The 15,429-nt window shown below is 63.9% G+C and carries 20 protein-coding genes; 4 read left to right on the plus strand and 16 right to left on the minus strand.

The window, feature by feature from the left end; genetic code table 11:
• Positions 1-21: 21 nt before the first annotated feature.
• From rplO to rplN, 10 genes are read right to left on the minus strand one after another with little or no spacing between them, the layout of a single operon-like run.
• The gene (gene rplO, locus QFZ83_RS27335; protein ID WP_013544108.1) at positions 22-453 is read right to left on the minus strand and encodes a 50S ribosomal protein L15; all 432 of its coding nucleotides are present in this window, start codon (positions 451-453) and stop codon (positions 22-24) included.
• A gap of 11 nt (positions 454-464) precedes the next feature.
• The gene (gene rpmD / locus QFZ83_RS27340; RefSeq protein WP_009124818.1) at positions 465-650 is read right to left on the minus strand and encodes a 50S ribosomal protein L30; all 186 of its coding nucleotides are present in this window, start codon (positions 648-650) and stop codon (positions 465-467) included.
• 25 nt (positions 651-675) lie between these two features.
• The gene (gene rpsE / locus QFZ83_RS27345; RefSeq protein ID WP_013544109.1) at positions 676-1,194 is read right to left on the minus strand and encodes a 30S ribosomal protein S5; all 519 of its coding nucleotides are present in this window, start codon (positions 1,192-1,194) and stop codon (positions 676-678) included.
• 18 nt (positions 1,195-1,212) lie between these two features.
• Complete coding sequence (rplR, locus tag QFZ83_RS27350) at positions 1,213-1,578, minus strand: 50S ribosomal protein L18 (RefSeq protein ID WP_041944073.1); 366 nt, start codon at positions 1,576-1,578, stop codon at positions 1,213-1,215.
• 14 nt (positions 1,579-1,592) lie between these two features.
• Positions 1,593-2,126, minus strand: coding sequence for a 50S ribosomal protein L6 (rplF, locus tag QFZ83_RS27355; protein ID WP_013544111.1), 534 nt, complete (start codon positions 2,124-2,126; stop codon positions 1,593-1,595).
• 24 nt (positions 2,127-2,150) lie between these two features.
• Positions 2,151-2,546, minus strand: a complete 396-nt coding sequence (gene rpsH, locus QFZ83_RS27360; protein WP_013544112.1) for a 30S ribosomal protein S8 — start codon at positions 2,544-2,546, stop codon at positions 2,151-2,153.
• 20 nt (positions 2,547-2,566) lie between these two features.
• Entirely contained in the window at positions 2,567-2,872 is a 306-nt protein-coding gene (gene rpsN / locus QFZ83_RS27365) for a 30S ribosomal protein S14 (protein WP_013544113.1), read from the minus strand.
• A 7-nt stretch (positions 2,873-2,879) separates the two neighbouring features.
• On the minus strand, positions 2,880-3,419 hold the full coding sequence (rplE, locus tag QFZ83_RS27370; protein ID WP_013544114.1) for a 50S ribosomal protein L5: 540 nt from the start codon (positions 3,417-3,419) through the stop codon (positions 2,880-2,882).
• 11 nt (positions 3,420-3,430) lie between these two features.
• Complete coding sequence (rplX, locus tag QFZ83_RS27375) at positions 3,431-3,763, minus strand: 50S ribosomal protein L24 (RefSeq protein WP_013544115.1); 333 nt, start codon at positions 3,761-3,763, stop codon at positions 3,431-3,433.
• Between the two features lie 13 nt (positions 3,764-3,776).
• On the minus strand, positions 3,777-4,145 hold the full coding sequence (rplN, locus tag QFZ83_RS27380; RefSeq protein ID WP_013544116.1) for a 50S ribosomal protein L14: 369 nt from the start codon (positions 4,143-4,145) through the stop codon (positions 3,777-3,779).
• A gap of 272 nt (positions 4,146-4,417) precedes the next feature.
• On the opposite strand from rplN, the gene QFZ83_RS27385 reads away from it, so the two are divergent.
• Both QFZ83_RS27385 and proC read left to right on the plus strand, forming a co-directional pair.
• Positions 4,418-5,530 carry an esterase-like activity of phytase family protein gene (locus QFZ83_RS27385; protein ID WP_306882106.1) on the plus strand — a complete coding sequence of 371 codons (1,113 nt, stop codon included), beginning with the start codon at positions 4,418-4,420 and terminating at the stop codon, positions 5,528-5,530.
• On the plus strand, positions 5,527-6,384 hold the full coding sequence (gene proC / locus QFZ83_RS27390; RefSeq protein ID WP_306882095.1) for a pyrroline-5-carboxylate reductase: 858 nt from the start codon (positions 5,527-5,529) through the stop codon (positions 6,382-6,384). The genes QFZ83_RS27385 and proC overlap by 4 nt, the downstream gene beginning before the upstream one ends.
• A 7-nt stretch (positions 6,385-6,391) precedes the next feature.
• On the opposite strand, the gene QFZ83_RS27395 is transcribed toward proC, so the two are convergent.
• From QFZ83_RS27395 to QFZ83_RS27415, 5 genes are all read right to left on the minus strand, one after another.
• Positions 6,392-6,859: a MaoC/PaaZ C-terminal domain-containing protein gene (locus QFZ83_RS27395; protein ID WP_307511503.1), complete on the minus strand. Its 468-nt coding sequence runs from the start codon at positions 6,857-6,859 to the stop codon at positions 6,392-6,394.
• A gap of 11 nt (positions 6,860-6,870) precedes the next feature.
• Complete coding sequence (gene ubiA / locus QFZ83_RS27400) at positions 6,871-7,731, minus strand: 4-hydroxybenzoate octaprenyltransferase (protein WP_307511505.1); 861 nt, start codon at positions 7,729-7,731, stop codon at positions 6,871-6,873.
• An 80-nt stretch (positions 7,732-7,811) separates the two neighbouring features.
• Entirely contained in the window at positions 7,812-8,408 is a 597-nt protein-coding gene (locus QFZ83_RS27405) for a Dps family protein (RefSeq protein ID WP_307511507.1), read from the minus strand.
• Positions 8,409-8,542: 134 nt separating this feature from the next.
• Positions 8,543-9,508: a LysR substrate-binding domain-containing protein gene (locus QFZ83_RS27410; RefSeq protein ID WP_013544122.1), complete on the minus strand. Its 966-nt coding sequence runs from the start codon at positions 9,506-9,508 to the stop codon at positions 8,543-8,545.
• Between the two features lie 84 nt (positions 9,509-9,592).
• Positions 9,593-10,204 carry a hypothetical protein gene (locus QFZ83_RS27415; protein WP_307511508.1) on the minus strand — a complete coding sequence of 204 codons (612 nt, stop codon included), beginning with the start codon at positions 10,202-10,204 and terminating at the stop codon, positions 9,593-9,595.
• 168 nt (positions 10,205-10,372) lie between these two features.
• On the opposite strand from QFZ83_RS27415, the gene QFZ83_RS27420 reads away from it, so the two are divergent.
• Complete coding sequence (locus QFZ83_RS27420) at positions 10,373-11,746, plus strand: chloride channel protein (protein WP_307511509.1); 1,374 nt, start codon at positions 10,373-10,375, stop codon at positions 11,744-11,746.
• A 358-nt stretch (positions 11,747-12,104) separates the two neighbouring features.
• Complete coding sequence (locus tag QFZ83_RS27425; RefSeq protein ID WP_307511510.1) at positions 12,105-13,601, plus strand: Crp/Fnr family transcriptional regulator; 1,497 nt, start codon at positions 12,105-12,107, stop codon at positions 13,599-13,601.
• A 749-nt stretch (positions 13,602-14,350) separates the two neighbouring features.
• Here QFZ83_RS27425 and QFZ83_RS27430 read toward each other — a convergent pair.
• Positions 14,351-15,391 (minus strand): YadA-like family protein, encoded by a 1,041-nt coding sequence (locus QFZ83_RS27430; protein WP_373457532.1) that lies wholly within the window; start codon positions 15,389-15,391, stop codon positions 14,351-14,353.
• Between the last annotated feature and the right edge of the window lie 38 nt (positions 15,392-15,429).

Genomic DNA, 15,429 nt, shown 5'->3' on the forward strand with positions numbered 1-15,429 from the left:
CTTCTTTCAGTCCGAGGGTGATCAGGCGATGCTGCCGCCGGCTGCTTCGATCGCAGCCTTGGCGCCAGCCGTTGCACCCACGCCCGTCAGCTTGACGGCCTTGGTGAGTTCACCGGTCTTGATGATCTTGACGACCTTGGCGAGCTGGCCCACGAGGCCGGCTTGCTTCAGCGCCAGGACATCCACTTCGGCCAGACCGAGCTGCTCGAGGGCAGTCAGCGTGACTTCGGCGTTGAACTTCAGCAGGTGCGACTTGAAACCACGCTTGGGCAGGCGACGTTGCAGCGGCATTTGGCCGCCTTCGAAACCAACCTTGTGGAAGCCACCAGCGCGCGACTTCTGGCCCTTGTGACCGCGACCTGCGGTCTTGCCGATGCCCGAGCCGATACCGCGGCCAACGCGGCGCTTGGCGTGCTTGGCGCCGGCTGCCGGCTTGATGCCATTGAGTTCCATATCAGTCTCTCTTACAGAACTTTGACCAGATAACTGATCTTGTTGATCATGCCGCGCACCGCCGGGGTGTCTTGCAGCTCGCTCACGCTGTTGAGCTTGCGCAGGCCGAGGCCACGCACGGTCGCGCGATGCGATTCCTTGGTGCCAATCGGGCTCTTGACCAATTGCACCTTGAGGGTTTGTTGTTGCGTCGTCATTTGAATGCTTCTTTCAGGCTTGCGCTTAAGCGAAGATTTCTTCGACGGTCAGGCCACGCTTGGCAGCCACTGCGGACGCGGTCGTCGAGTTCTTCAACCCGTCGAGCGTGGCGCGAACCATGTTGTAGGGGTTCGACGAACCATGGCTCTTGGCCACGATGTCGGTGATGCCCATGACTTCGAACACGGCGCGCATCGGGCCGCCGGCGATGATGCCGGTACCCTTCGGGGCGGGGATCATGACAACCGAAGCGGCGCCATGGTGACCCGTCACGCGGTGATGCAGCGTGCCGTTCTTGATCGAGATCTTGGCCAGGTTGCGACGGGCTTCTTCCATTGCCTTCTGCACTGCAGCAGGCACTTCCTTCGACTTGCCCTTGCCCATGCCGACGCGGCCTTCGCCGTCGCCCACCACGGTGAGTGCTGCGAAACCGAGGATACGACCACCCTTCACCACCTTAGTGACGCGGTTGATCGCGATCATCTTCTCGCGCAAACCGTCTTCAGGGCCTTCGTTCTGCGTTCTTGCTTGAATCTTTGCCATTTTGAATCTCGTGTCCGGTTAGAACTGCAGACCGGCTTCGCGAGCCGCCTCGGCCAGCGCCTTGACGCGGCCGTGGTACGCAAAACCTGCGCGGTCGAAGGCGACCTTCTCGACGCCGGCAGCCTTCGCCTTTTCAGCGATGCGCTTGCCGACGGCGGTGGCTGCAGCGGCGTTGCCGCCCTTGCCCGAACCGCCGAGCGAGGTACGCATTTCGGCTTCTGCCGTCGATGCGGTTGCAATCACCTTGGTGCCGTCGTCGGAGATGACGGTGGCATAGATGTGCAGGTTGGTGCGGTTCACCGTCAGACGGGCCACGCCCTGCGTCGCGATGCGGATGCGGGTCTGGCGCGAGCGGCGAAGACGCTGTGCTTTTTTGGTCAACATCATTTTGCTGCCCCTTACTTCTTCTTGGTCTCTTTGATCACGATCTTCTCGTCCGAATAACGGATGCCCTTGCCCTTGTAAGGCTCAGGCGGACGAACAGCGCGGATCTCAGCGGCGATTTGACCAACGCGCTGACGGTCAGCACCCTTGATCACGATTTCGGTCGGGGTCGCGGTGGCCACCGTGATGCCTTGCGGCATGTCGATGTTGACCGGGTGCGAATAACCGACCTGCAGGTTCAACTTGTTGTTGGACGCCGCGGCCTTGTAGCCGACGCCGACCAGGTTGAGCTTCTTCTCGAAGCCCTTGGTCACGCCAACCACCATGTTGTTCACCAGCTGACGGATCGTGCCGCTCATCGCATTCGCTTCACGCGATTCGTTGGCCGGTTCGAAGTTCAGCTTGCCGTCATTGCTGACGACCTTGACCAGGGGGTTGCGTGCAAGGTTGAGCGTGCCGCCCGTGCCCTTGACGCTGATCTGGTCTTCCTTGATCGACACATCCACGCCTGCGGGGATGGTGATCGGCATTTTTCCTACTCGGGACATTTCAGTGACTCCTCGATGTCTCGGTTAGGCGACGTAGCACAGAACTTCGCCGCCGACACCGGTGGCGCGAGCCTTGCGGTCGGTCATCACGCCCTGGGGGGTCGTGACGATCGCAACGCCGAGGCCGTTCTGGACTTGCGGAATGGAAGCACTGGCCTTGTAGACACGCAGGCCAGGACGGCTCACGCGCTCGATGCGCTCGATGACCGGACGGCCAGCGTAGTACTTCAGGACGATTTCAAGTTCGCTCTTGCCGGCTTCGGTCTTGACCTGGAAGCCGTCGATGTAACCCTCGTCCTTCAGGACTTGTGCGATCGCGATCTTCACCTTGGAAGACGGGACCGACACGGTGGGCTTCGCCACCATCTGCGCGTTACGGATACGCGTCAGCAGGTCGGCAATGGGATCACTCATGCTCATGTTGTTTGCTCCTGCCTGGCTTACCAGCTGGCCTTGGTGACACCGGGGATGTCGCCATTGAAAGCCAGTTCACGGATCTTGGCGCGGGCCAGACCGAATTGACGGAAGGTGCCACGCGGACGACCGGTGATGGCGCAACGGTTGCGCTGACGGGTCGGGTTCGCGTTGCGCGGAAGCTTTTGCAGGCCCAGGCGGGCAGCTGCGCGCTCTTCGTCGCTCTTCTTCAGGTCGTTGGAAGCCGCCTTCAGTTCTGCGTGCTTCGCAGCGAACTTGGCAACCAGCTTGTCACGCTTGAGTTCGCGTTGGATCAAAGATTGTTTAGCCATGTTCGCCTCAGTTCTTGAACGGGAAACGGAAGCCAGCGAGAAGCGCCTTGGCTTCTTCGTCGGTCTTGGCCGTCGTCGTGATGCTGATATTGAGACCGCGCAGGGCATCGACCTTGTCGTACTCGATTTCAGGGAAAATGATCTGTTCCTTGACGCCGATGTTGTAGTTGCCACGGCCATCGAACGCACGGCCGGAGATGCCGCGGAAGTCGCGAACACGCGGCAGCGCGATGGTCACGAAACGGTCCAGGAACTCATACATCTGCACGCCACGCAGCGTGACCATGCAGCCGATCGGCTGGTTTTCGCGGATCTTGAAACCGGCGATAGCCTTCTTCGACTTGGTGACCACGGGCTTCTGGCCGGCGATCTTGGTCAGGTCGGCGACAGCGTTGTCGAGAACCTTCTTGTCGGCGACTGCTTCACCCACACCCATGTTCAGGGTGATCTTGGTGAGGCGGGGGACCTGCATCGGCGACTTGTAGCCGAACTTTTCCGTCAGGTCTTTCGCGATCTTTTCGCGATAGTGTTGTTGGAGACGTGCCATGTGAGTACCTCTTAGGCGAACTTGATTTCGTCGCCGCTGGACTTGAAGACGCGAACAGCCACGCGCTTGCCGTCAGCACCCTGGGTGACCTTGATGCCCACGCGATCGGCCTTGCCGGTCGCGGCATTGAAGATCGCCACGTTGGATTGGTGAATGGGCATGGACTTCTCGACGATGCCACCGGTCGTACCCTTGAGCGGGTTCGGCTTGGTGTGCTTCTTCACGAGGTTCAGGCCTTCGATGACGACGTGCGAGTCGTCCTTGCGAAGCGAGACGGTGCCGCGCTTGCCCTTGTCACGACCGGCCAACACGATGACCTGGTCGCCTTTGCGAATCTTGTTCATGGCGTTGTTGTCCTTACAGAACTTCAGGTGCCAGCGACACGATCTTCATGAACTTTTCGGTGCGCAACTCGCGCGTCACCGGTCCGAAGATGCGGGTGCCGATAGGCTCCAGCTTGGCGTTGAGCAACACGGCTGCGTTGCTGTCGAATTTCACGAGCGAGCCGTCGGCGCGACGGATGCCCTTGGCGGTACGGACCACCACTGCACTGTAGATCTCGCCCTTCTTGACGCGACCACGTGGAGCGGCTTCCTTGATGCTGACCTTGATGACGTCGCCCACGCTGGCATAACGCCGCTTGGAGCCACCGAGCACCTTGATACACAGGACGGATTTCGCGCCCGTGTTGTCGGCCACTTCGAGCCGGGATTCAGTTTGGATCATTTCTTGATATTCCCAACTTGTACCGATGAGCCTCCAGGAGGGAGACACCGCGGTCAGTCTTGGGCCCGTCGTTGGCACCTCGAACCACTCGAGGCACTTCCGCTTTGGGCTGAAAGCTTCGCCTTTTGGAAGCGAAGCCCGCGATTATTGCAGGCACTTCTGCCGATGTCAACCGACTCATTACACCATCACGTGCTGGCACTAGACTTCGAGGCGTGCGCGCCACTGCCAAAACCCCTTTTTCGCCCCCGTTCCCCACCCGCCGCAGCCTCTTGGGAGGCGCGGGTGCCGCGCTGGCGCTGGGTCTCACCGGATGCGGGAGCGCGACGCCGATTCCGGACACGGGGCGCCTCCGGCGAATCGCCGAGGCCCGCTGGGCGCACAGGCTGCATATAGAAGACACCACAGCGGGCGGCCTCTCGGGCATCGACTATGACGCCTCACGAGGTGAGTACCTGCTTATCAGCGATGACCGGTCAGACCTGGCCCCTGTTCGCTATTACACGGCTCGCTGGCCTCTGCCGCAGACCGCCCAGCCCGAGCCAACCGGTGTTGTTCGGCTGCAACGCCCCGGTGGTGGCCCCTGGCCCGACCGTCGCCACGCAGTGAGCGGGCTCCCGGTCCCCGACCCCGAAGCCATTCGCCTGCGCCCCTTCGCCGGCACTTTGCTCTGGACCAGCGAAGGCGACATCTCCCGCGGTTTCGGCCCCGCACTGTATGAATCGACGCGCGACGGCCGCTTTTTGCGCGAATTCGCCCTGCCCGCCATGTTCACGCCCGATACGGCCCAGCGCCGTGGCCCGCGCGACAACCTGACTTTCGAGGGCATCGGCCTCACGCCCGACGGCCGTTTTGCCTGGCTGTCGATGGAAAACGCCCTGATCCAGGACGGCCCCATCCCCACCATCCGCGCACCTGGCGGCCCCTGCCGCTTCACCCGAGTCGACCTGGAGACCGGCCAGGCGACGCGCCAGATCGCCTACGTCCCCGACGCCATCCCCCTGCGCCCCCTCGTCCCCGGCACCTATGCCGACAACGGCGTGAGCGAGGTGCTGATGCTCGATGCGCACCGCATGCTGGTGCTCGAACGCGCCTATGCCACCGGCACCGGCAACTCGCTGCGCCTCTACGAGATCGACACCCGCGCCGCCAGCGACGTGCTCCAGGTGGACGCGCTCGCGCCAGGCAACCACCAGCCCGTCGCCAAGACCCTGGTGGCCGACTTCGCCGCGCTCGGCCTGTCCCGCCTCGACAACACCGAGGGCATGTGCTGGGGCCCGCCGCTGCCCAACGGCAACCGCCTGCTGGTGGTCGTGAGCGACGACAATTTCAATCCGCTGCAAGTGACCCAGTTCGCCGCCTTCGAATACATCGACCGACCATGACCATCGCCGTGACCTTCCTGCCCCGCACCGCCCCCGCGCCGCTGCCGCCCATCGCCTTCATCGGCGGCGGCAACATGGCCAGCGCCATCATCGGCGGGCTGATCCAGCAAGGCACCCCAGCCAATGCGTTCGAGGTGGTCGAGCCCTTCGAGGCGGCACGCACGAAGCTCGCCCAGTCCTTCGGTATCACCGCGCAGGCCGAGGCCAGCGAGGCGCTTTCACGCTGCGCGGTGGTGGTGTGGGCCGTCAAGCCGCAGACCTTCTCCGAAGCCGCCAAGCCGGTGCGCGCTTTCGCAGAAGACGCGCTGCACCTGAGCGTGGCCGCGGGCATTCCGTCGGACAGCATCGCCCGGTGGCTGGGCACCGAACGCGTGGTGCGCGCCATGCCCAACACGCCCGCGCTGGTTGGCCAGGGCATGACCGGCCTGTTCGCGCGGTCGGATGTCACCGGCGCCGATCGCGCCCTCGTCAGCCAGCTGCTGACGCCCACGGGCGAGCTACTCTGGGTCGATGCCGAACCGGCGCTCGATGCGGTCACCGCCATGTCCGGCTCGGGTCCGGCCTACGTGTTCTATTTCATCGAGGCGATGACCGAGGCCGGCGTCGAGATGGGCCTCACGCCCGACCAGGCCCAGCGCCTGGCCATCGGCACCTTCACCGGCGCCTCGGCGCTGGCGCACAGCGCGACCGAGCCGCCTTCGGTGCTGCGCGAACGCGTGACCTCCAAGGGCGGCACGACCTACGCGGCGATCACTTCGCTGGAAGGCGCGGACGTCAAGGCGCAGTTCAAGACCGCCATCCGGGCCGCACAGAAGCGGGCCGCCGAGCTGGGCGAGGAATTCGGGCGCGGTTGAGCCTCGATCAGGCCGCGAGCGCGCGCGGCCCGAGGAAGAACAGCCACTCGGCCGCCAGCGTGACGGTGCCGTCCTCGAGTTCGAGCAGCACCTCTTCCTTCAGCAGGAAACCGTCTTCGCCCTTGGGCGTCGCGCCGAGGATGCGCACCCGCGCCCGGAAGCGCGCGCCCACCGGCATCGGTCTGACGAACCGCAGGCGATCGAAGCCGTAGTTCAGCGCGTGGTTCGAATCGAAGGGCAGCAGCGTGCGCATCGCCTCGCCGGTCAGCCGGATCAGGTGCGCGACCTGGAAGAAGCCGGGAACGATCGTGCCGCCGTACTCCGTCTCGCGGGCCGCGCGCTCCGGATCGAGATGGATCCACTCGCCTTCGCCATCGCCCGACAGCACCGCGTACCGGTCGACCATCTCCTGCGTGATGACGTGCCATTCGGACAGGCCCTCCTGGCCGATTTTCTGCGTCAGGCGATCGAGCATGCGCGGCTCCTTCAACGAATGGCGTAGCCGGCGACAACGCCGGCGAACACCGTGAAACCCAGCCAGTGGTTCAGCCGGAAGGCTTTGAAGCAGCCGTCGCGGGTCCGGTCGCGAATCAGCCGCCAGTGCCAGAGCGCTTGACCCGCGGCAATGGCGATGCCCGCGAAGAACAACGCGCCCAGCGACCGGCTGGCACCAGCCCACGCCCAGATCGCCAGGAAGAGCGCGTAGCTCAGCATCACCGCCGTCACGTCGAAGCGGCCGAAGGTGATGGCCGAGGTCTTCATGCCGATCTTCAGGTCGTCGTCGCGGTCGACCATGGCGTACTCGGTGTCGTAGGCCAGCACCCAGAACAGGTTGCCGGCAAGGAGCCACGCGGCGAACACGGGCACGGTGGATTGCACTGCCGCGAAGGCCATCGGGATGCCGAAGCTGAAGGCAATGCCCAGCACCGCCTGCGGGATCGACACGAAGCGCTTGGCGAAGGGATAGATCAACGTGATAGCCAGCGCCGCGAACGACCACAGCACCGTCACCCGGTTCGTGGTGAGCACGAGCCCGAAGGCCATCAACGCCAGCACGGCGCCTAGCGCGAGCGCTTCCTTGACCGAAATCGCGCCGCTGGTCACGGGCCGCTGGGCCGTGCGCTTCACATGGCGGTCGAAGTCGCGGTCGGCCACGTCGTTGACGCAGCAGCCCGCACTGCGCATGAGGAAGGTGCCGAGCGTGAACACCACGACCAGCTGCCAACCCGGCCAGCCGTCGGCCGCGAACCAGAGCGCGCCCAGCGTGGGCCAGAGCAACAACAGCCAGCCGGCAGGGCGGTTCCAGCGGATCAGGTCAAGGTAGAGCGCGAGACGGCGTGTGAGCATGCAGAAAGAGACGGACGAAAAAAGAGCGGCCATTGTGCCGCTCCAGCTTTCGCCTCCCGGATTCCGGGATGCCTGCCGACTCAGTCTTCCAACAGCGAGCGCAGCATCCAGGCGGTTTGATCGTGCACCGTGCAGCGCGCGGTCAGCATGTCGGCGGTCGGGTCGTCACCGGCCTCTTCCGCCACGGGAATGAATTCGCGCGCGATGCGCGAGACGGTCTCGTGGCCCTTCACCAGGATGCGCACCATCTCCATCGCCTTGGGCGGGGTCTGCGGCACGTCGGGCACAGTGGCGATCTTGCTGAACTCGGCGTACGAGCCCGGCGCGTAGTGGCCGAGGGCGCGGATGCGTTCGGCGAGCACGTCGGTCGCGGTCCAGAGTTCGGTGTACTGGCCCATGAACATCGCGTGCAGCGAGTTGAAGTGCGGACCCGTCACGTTCCAGTGGAAGTTGTGCGTCGTGAGGTACAGCGTGTAGGTGTCGGCCAGCACGCGGCTCAGGCCTTCGGCGATGGCCGCGCGGTCCTGGCGCTCGATGCCGATGTTGATGATCGGCGCGTTGCGGCTGCCGGACTCCTGCGCGACGATCGCACCGCCCTTCTTGGGCACCTTGCCCGAGGAGGAGGAAGAAGGGGTGGGGGTCGATGCGGGCTTGGTTTTCTTCGGAGCTTTGGCCATGGCGAAAGGTCTTTCTTCAGGTTGACAGGAACGCTGCAATTCTCGAAGCCGGCGGGCGGCTTCGCAACAGCGTCACTCTATCCCAGCGATCAACGATTCAAAACAGCGGCCGCGTAGGCCAAGGCCGCCAATCGCTATGACAAACGCTTCACGCCCGGCAGTTCGCACGCATAGATCGCATTGCGCAACGCGGCAATGGCCTCGTAGCGCGTGAAGGTGCGCCGCCATGCGAGTACCACGCGGCGCGTGGGCGGATCACGGTCGTTCGCATCGCGCACCGGCAGGTAGCGCACCATCTGGTCGGACTCCTTCTTGCCCTTGCCCTTCGGCTTGAGCGCCTCGGCCGGCACCGACAGGCGTGGCACCAGCGTCACGCCCATGCCCGAGGCCACCATGTGCTTGATGGTTTCGAGCGACGAGCCCTCGAAGCTCTTGCGGATGCCTTCGGCATTGCTGGAGAAGCGCGCGAACTCGGGGCACACCTCGAGCACGTGGTCGCGAAAGCAATGGCCGGTGCCCAGCAGCAGCATGGTCTCGCTCTGCAGCTCTTCGGAGGTGATCGATTCGCGTCCGGCGAACTTGTGATTGACCGGCAGCGCGGCCATGAAGGGCTCGTCGTACAGCGGCGCCATCGCAAGGCCGGTGTCGGGAAAGGGCTCGGCCATCACGGCGCAGTCGATCTCGCCGGCGCGCAGCATTTCCAAGAGCTTGGCGGTGAAGTTCTCCTGCAGCACCAGCGGCATCTGCGGCGTGCGCGCGATCACCTGGCGCACCAGGTCGGGCAGCAGATACGGGCCGATGGTGTAGATCACTCCCAGGTTCAGCGGGCCGGCCAGCGGGTCCTTGCCGCGCTTGGCGATCTCCTTGATGCTGGCGGCCTGGTCGAGCACGCTTTGCGCCTGCTGCACGATCTGCTCGCCGAGCGGCGTGACGGTCACTTCGCCGGCGCTGCGCTCGAAGAGCTTGACCTCGAGTTCGTCCTCGAGCTTCTTGATGGCCACCGAGAGGGTCGGTTGGGAGACGTAGCAGGCCTCGGCCGCCTTGCCGAAGTGCCGTTCGCGGGCTACTGCGACGATGTATTTGAGTTCTGTGAGAGTCATAGCTTGCGTCAATTATGCGCAAGCCTTCGTGACCCGGCGTTGTCAGGGGGTACGGCCCGCCCCCGCATGCGAGCCGCCTCGATGCTAGGAGCGAGACAGCGCGGCCAGCTTTTTTTTCGCGCTTTGCAGCAGGCCGAGCCGCTCGACGGGCAACTGCGCCTTGGTGTCTTTCGGCGCAATGATCTCGAACGTCGAAGCGGCGGCCAGTTTTGCGGCCAGTGCGTCGCGACTTGTGAGGCCGTTGAACCTGGCCGTCGAAATCACGTGCACCTGCAAATGCCTATGAAGGGTCTTGGACAGCTTCTGGCAAGCGGCCGTCATCGCAGCCTGGTCGGGTACCACTGCGCCGTGCACGATCAGGACCTCGATGACGTTGTCCTCGTCCTCTCCCAGGATGAAGGCGCGCACGACCGAGTCCTTGAACTTGCCGCGCAGCATGGCGCGGATCGGCTCGGCCGCGGCGAACGACTTCAGTGCGATGCTGCGCAGTTCGCGGTAGAAGATGAACGACCGGTCCACCTTGACGGCTTCGGGCTCACCCGCCGGCACCTTTTGCCTTGCAAGGATCCCGCTCGTGACGAGATGCTGCAATGTCTGCTCGACCACGTCCGGCGCCTGCTTCGTGCGTTGGGCCAGCTCGCTCGCCGAGAACGGGCTGTCGGGGTCTGCATAGATGACCCGCATGAGCTGTTGCACGGCGGGGGACAAGAGAAAATCTGCAGCACTCACGGGCGTTCCGATTTGTTTGGTTTTCAGGGAGGCCCGGATTATGAAGTTGACGCACTGAAGTGCCCCGGACCGGGCCTGTCAGCCAAGCCACCGCTCCTACCCCGAGGGCCATGCGTAAACTGATCGCGCACATATATGAATCGCGAACCGGACTTTCTTGAGCATTTGCGCGCCGAACTGTCGAGCGGGCGCATCTGGCTCGACCGAGCCATCGTGCTGGGCTACGCCATCGCAGCCGGGCTGTTCGTGGTGGGGTTCACGCTGGCCAGCGACTGGGTCTTCGGCGGCTTCCAGCGTTTCTACCGCGCGTGGCCCTGGGCGGTGCTGGTGACGACGCCGATCATCACGGCGGGCATCGTCTGGTTCACGCTGCGCTTCTTTCCGGGCGCGAGCGGCTCGGGCATTCCACAGATCAAGGCGGCGCTGCACCCCGCGTTGCCCGACGAACGGCGCTTCATGTTCGCCTCGCTGCGACTCACGGTCGCCAAGATCGGCCTCGGTGTGGCCGGCTTTGCGGCCGGGCTGTCGATTGGCCGCGAAGGCCCCTCGGTGCAAGTGGCGGCCGGCGTGATGCAGCATGCGCGCCGCTGGCTCTCGCCCAACACCACCATCGACGGCCGCGCGCTGCTGGTGGCGGGCGGTGCGGCAGGCATCGCGGCCGCCTTCAATGCACCGCTGGCGGGTGTGGTGTTCGCCATCGAGGAACTGTCAGGCCGGCTCGAAGCGCGCTCCTCCGGCCTCATCATCACGGCCATCGTGCTCGCGGGCCTGGTGGCGGTCTCGGCCTTCGGCAATACCAGCTACTTCGGCGTGATCCGCGTGCCGCGCCTGGGTTGGGACGCGCTGGGCCCCGGCCTGCTGGTCACGCTGCTGGCGGGCGCCGCAGGCGGCCTCTTCGCCCGGCTGCTGATCGCCTCGCTCACCCGCGCGCCCGAGCGGCTCAATCGATGGCGCGCCCGGTTTCCCGTGCGCTTCGCGGCGCTCGGCGGGCTGGCGGTGGCGGTGATCGGACTGGTCACGGGCGGCGTCACCTTCGGCGCCGGCTCGGAAGCCGTCAAGCAGATGCTGCAGGGCCACGACGAGCTCACGCCGCTGTACACCGTGCTCAAGTTCGTCGCCACCTGGCTCACCGCCTGGTGCGGCGTGCCGGGCGGCATCTTCGCGCCGTCGCTGTCCATCGGCGCGGGCATCGGCGATGCCGTGGCGCACCTGGCCAGCAGCGACCTGGGCCCGGCGCTGATCGCGCTGGGCATGGCCGGCTTCCTGGCCGCAGTGACGCAGGCGCCGCTCACCGCCTTCATCATCGTGATGGAGATGGTCGACGGCCACGCGATGGTGCTGAGCCTGATGGCCGCGGCCATGTTGGCGAGCTTGATCTCCCGCATGATCAGCCGCCCGCTCTACGACACGCTGGCCGAGCACATGGTCGGCAAGGCCGTCGCTGCATCCGAGCATGTGCAGGTGTCGCCGTCATCGTCGTCGCAGCCGGTCGGCCCTTCATCGTCTTGACGGTGCGACGGCGTTTCGGCCTGCATCGATACGCGCGGAACCTCCGCCCACTGTCTCGGGCACCGCATCCGTCGCGCTGGAGTTCGGTCCACCATGCGCTCCTCCAACGCAATGCGCCCTCGATGACTCGCTGCATGCTGCATGCCGAGCACCTTTGCGGCATCCACGCATGGACCGTGACGCAATAAATTCGCTTCAGAACGCGGCCAATATGACGAATCCTTGAAAAATTCGATTCGCCCCGAATGCATGATGAGTTGCAGACTTTTTAGAGGTGCTGCGAGCCGAATTCTTTTTTGACCCTCCTTCAGAACAGGAACACGATGCAGCTTGTCCTATGCAATCTCAGAGGAAGCCAATGGTCAAGACTGAACCACGCCTGAGCGACAAGGAACTGATGGAACGCACCTTGCGCGACTTGCCGGCCTTTGCCGCGTGGTCGTCGCTGGGCATGAGCCGCCTCTTGGCAGCCTCCAGATTGCAATGGCACGCGCGGGGGGATTCGCTGTCCGACAAGGACCGCGATCCGGACGTCCTGGTACTTGTGAGTGGCAGCGTTCTATACGCCGAGCCTGCCGCCAAAGGCCTTGACGCCGGGGCAGCCTGGACGCTTCTGGGGACGGGACTGCTGCTTGGCCTTGCCCACATGGTCGCGCTCGAAGATGACCTCTTCGAATACTTCGCGAACGACGATGTCGTTGCCATTCACATCCAGGGACATCTGCTTTTCGAGCTGCTCGACAGCGACGCGGAGCGGTGGAGAGACATGGGCCATATGGTCATATCGCAAGACCTGAAACAGGGTGACCTGACAAGCAGCCAGATGGCCGGGCGGCTGTCACGGCGACTCGCCGAAACGATCGAAAAGCTGGCTGCATCCCACGGCACTCCCAACAAAGAGAACGGCTCGATTCATCTGCGCCTGACGCAACACGACCTGGCGGCCATGCTGCGGGTCAGCCGTCAATCCGTGAGCAAGGAACTGGCGAGCCTCAGCATCTCCGGCGCGATCCAGCTGAAATACAACGGCATCCTGGTTCTCGACCCCATTGCATTGCAGCGCATCGCTCGCCCACCCCCGGTGCAGCCTGCAACCCAGGTCGCCCTCCGCACGGGAATTGGCGGACGCTCTGCCGAAGAGCGCGTGCTCATGGAAAGAACGCTGCGCGGCAAGCGCGCGTTTCTGCCCTGGTCTTCCTCGGCAATGAAGCGACTTCTGGACTCTTCGCGGCTTGAACGGCATCCGCGAGGCGCTGTTGTCTGGACCTCCCTGAGCGGCATCGCTGAGTACGTCTTTTTCATCTCGGGTCACGCATCGGTCGGCCGTGTATCGCCCGAGGGCGAGCGCTTTGCGCTGTTGCTCTTCGGGCCCGGAGACTTCTCGTATATCAAACCAACCCAACAAGCGTCATTGCCCACGCTTCACGGAAGCTACGACTACATCGCCGACAGCGACGTCATGTCGATCCACATGCCGATGACCCTGATCCTTGAGACGCTCGACAGCGAACCCATGCTCTGGAAAGAAGCCTTGCTGATGTCCGAACGCCAGCATGCGTCGTACACCCAGACGGTCTACCGGCAGGTCGCGGGCTCGCTGCGTCAGCGCCTGGCGTCCACCATCCATCGGCTTGCGGAACTCCACGGCGTACGGGCTGAAAAAAGCGAGAGCGCCACGCGGCTGAAGGTATCGCAGGTGAGTCTCGCATTGCTTTTGCAAGCGAACCGGCAAGCGGTGAACAAGGAACTCAAGGCATTGGCGACCACTGGCGCCATCGAACTCGGATACAACGGCCTGACAGTGTTGGATCGTGAGTCGCTGGGGCGTATCGCCATTCGATCCCTCGACAGCTAGGGCCTCTTCTTCTGTCCATCCTAGGCTGGACAGCGGGAATTTGAATGGGGACGCCTGTGCGCAGTGAGCCACGGTGCCGATGCCTGCAGCCGGAGCACAGGCATCGGCGTCTTAGCCGCGATACGTTCGATCAGCAACTCGAGACTTCAGAAATAGATCTGATGTTCCTGCTTTCCATTCATGCTTCTTGCAATTCGCCTAGAGAGCGATTTCACCTCAACGCGCACGACGAGATGGAGCTGGGCTCCGGCACTTGGCAGCCCACTCTCATAGGGCCTGTCGCCAGGACCCTGATGCCTTCCGTGTTGCATGGACGCTCGAATGCGCCGCGTTGCATAGCGTTGCTTCGACGGCACTGAAGGTGCGGCGGTTTGTCGACCATTGGCAGGTAGACGGGTGGATTGGGCATAGATGCGCTTCTCTCGCGGCATCGAAATTTCCTTGTTTTCCGAAGATGCTTCCGGCAATGGCTGCGCACAGACTTTGGATCCGACGCATCGCGCCTTCTCAGGCCGCTGCTCGATATGCTCCGCGCGCGCAGCATCGACTTTGGCCCTTGAGGAGAGCCTCGTCGTCTTGCTCTGAGTACAGAAAATAAAGGCGCAACCAGGGGAAAAGGCGCATCCATCTCTGTTGGGGAATGCGCACCAAGAAGCTCGGATCGGATGAAAAACTAAACATCGAAATTCGTTTTTCCGTAGAGGGAATATCGTTGAAGCGCCGCTGACTTCAGTCGATCGCGAGGCGAGTTACCACTCATACCCGACCCCCACCCCAAGGTTGAATCGCTGGCCCGCATAGGCGCCATTGACCTTGTAGATCCACTTCCCGTCTTCGGAGCGAGCCGAATAGCCGAAGGCAACCGCGGCATAGCCCGAGTAGGTGCCTGTACCGAGGGAGACCAGACTCTTGCCCGGCGTCATCGCCTGCGGCAGGCTGCTCATTGCCGTCGCCATGGCAATCCCTGAGTACGCGATCCGCGCAACAGCGCCGACCTGGCTTCGCACCTGGTTCAATTGCTCGACGTTGACCGCGTCGTTCGGCAGGATGCCCGGTGCCACGTTCGAGATGCGCGTGCCGCCCGGTGCCTGGCCGCCACCCAGCGTAATCTGGTTGTAGTTGATCGACCCGTCCGGATTGGTCTCGTACTGCGCGCTGCTGGCTTGCGATGCGCTCGACGCAGCCTTGAGCTGTGCGATGTTGGCCGCGTCACTGTCGGCCGAGCCTGCGGCGACGCCAGTGATCTGGCGGAACTGGCCGCCGGAAGCATCGCCCACAGACACCGCAGCTTGCGTGCCGGTGGTACGCGCGATGGCTGCCTGCTGGTTTTCCGGCGCATTACCCGGTACATAGCCAAGCACGCCAGCAGGTCGAGAAGCCACGGAGCCCGAGCCGAGCGCCACGCCGCCACTTTGCTGGACCACAGCGCCGAAGCCGATGGCCGTGCCCTTCGACACTCCTTGTGCCTGGCTCAGTTCTGTGCCGCCAGCATCGGCGCTGTCGCCGAATGCCGCTCCGCCATTGCCCGCCCGAGAGTTGGCACCGAACGCCTGCGAGCCGGAGGCTAGAGCGCCCGTCCCGATCGCGATCGCGTTGTTGCCGGTGGCCTGAGCGCCGAATCCGACGGCGATCGCGCCATCAGCCGTAGCTTTCGCGCCGTTGCCGGCGGCGAAAGAATTGGCTCCGCTAGCCACAGACCGCGGTCCGATCGCTACCGATTCCTGGCCGCTCGCTACGGAATCGGCGGCTGTCGACTTGGCATGGAAGTACGGCGTTCCGTTTTCGACAATGTTGTTGACCGTCTGTCCAAGGTTATCAAGTTGCTGTT

It is taken from the genome of Variovorax sp. W1I1, from assembly GCF_030815625.1.
GTDB classification, from domain to species: Bacteria; Pseudomonadota; Gammaproteobacteria; order Burkholderiales; family Burkholderiaceae_C; genus Variovorax; species Variovorax paradoxus_C.